At 64.3% G+C, this 1,012-nt stretch carries 2 protein-coding genes; both read right to left on the bottom strand.

Translation table 11 applies throughout. The features are described 5' to 3' along the window. Positions 1 to 66 precede the first annotated feature (66 nt). Complete coding sequence (locus OC184_RS20365) at positions 67 to 549, bottom strand: recombinase family protein (RefSeq protein WP_265508970.1); 483 nt, start codon at positions 547 to 549, stop codon at positions 67 to 69. Further along, entirely contained in the window at positions 539 to 733 is a 195-nt protein-coding gene (locus tag OC184_RS20360) for a hypothetical protein (protein ID WP_265508969.1), read from the bottom strand. Before OC184_RS20360 ends, OC184_RS20365 begins: the two co-directional genes overlap by 11 nt. Positions 734 to 1,012 lie beyond the last annotated feature (279 nt).

Raw genomic sequence — 1,012 nt, 5'->3', positions numbered from 1 at the left:
ATCCTTCTCCAGTCTGTCGCCGGCCTTCACAAAGCCAACCGGGGCCGCGACGACCAACTCACCGCGTCAGGCCTTCTCGTATCGGGCGGCCAGTGAGCGTTGCCGCAGCAGGTCAAGCTCATACTCGTTGAGGCTGCCCTTCAGGCCGAGAAGCAGACGGTCGTTGCTCTGGCGTGGCGCATAAACGGTCTCCTGGTCAACCAGGACAGTATCCACGACGCGGCACATCTCGATCAGCTGCTGCCAGTCACGGCTGTTGCGCGCGAAGCGGGACACCTCGCGTGCCGCAACCGCACCGACCTTGCCCAGGCAAACCTCGGCCACCATCCTGTCGAAGCCGGCTCGCGTCACACCACCCGCAGCCGAACGGCCGAGATCGTCGTCAATGGTCTCGATGGAGGACCAACCAAGCGCCGTCAGCCGGTCGCGCATCGCATATTGCAGGGTGCTGCTCTCACGGTTGTGCAGCACCTGGTGCGTCGTGGATTGCCGCACGTAGAGGATCGCCTTGCGTTCCAGATGATGCGGCCCGATCTTCTCATGCATCATGTCCCACCTCCTTCCGCTGCCTGTCCACACCGTCGGCGTGGTCGAGGATCAGGCGGGTCATCAATGCGGTCAGCGTCAGCCGCGCCTCGTCGGGCAGGCTCTGCCATTGCGGCGTTGGAAGCGATCCGGCGGCGCAGGGCGGATCGAAGAGGTCGAGTTGCTGCGGTGGCGTTCGGCGCGGCATGAGCATCTCCCGAAATTACCGATGGGGAGTTCGATGCTGCGCCCGAAGCTCGCAATCCCGATGGCCTGTCGCGAGCCGCCAGCGCGTCGTTCAGCACTGTCGCCAAGCTCGTCAAGGTCGCGACCGACGCAACCGGAGCAGACCTGAGGTGCCAGGATTGGCTGGTGGCCCGACCAAACATCCACGCCGGAGCCAGCGATCGGATGCGATGCCGGTCAGGCTACAACAAAATGCCGGCTGGCTGGCCTTCTCAACGACCGCCTGGACATAAACCCGTCG

The organism is Paracoccus rhizosphaerae, assembly GCF_026162645.1.
GTDB classification, from domain to species: domain Bacteria; phylum Pseudomonadota; class Alphaproteobacteria; order Rhodobacterales; family Rhodobacteraceae; genus Paracoccus; species Paracoccus rhizosphaerae.
Note: the sequence above shows the minus strand (reverse complement) of the source record. Positions and strands in the feature narration are given on the sequence as shown.

What these genes read in the sequence shown, in the direction of transcription:
- OC184_RS20365 (WP_265508970.1), bottom strand. Translation starts at nt 549, where the DNA reads ATGATGCATGAGAAGATCGGGCCGCATCATCTGGAACGCAAGGCGATC.
- OC184_RS20360 (WP_265508969.1), bottom strand. Translation starts at nt 733, where the DNA reads ATGCCGCGCCGAACGCCACCGCAGCAACTCGACCTCTTCGATCCGCCC.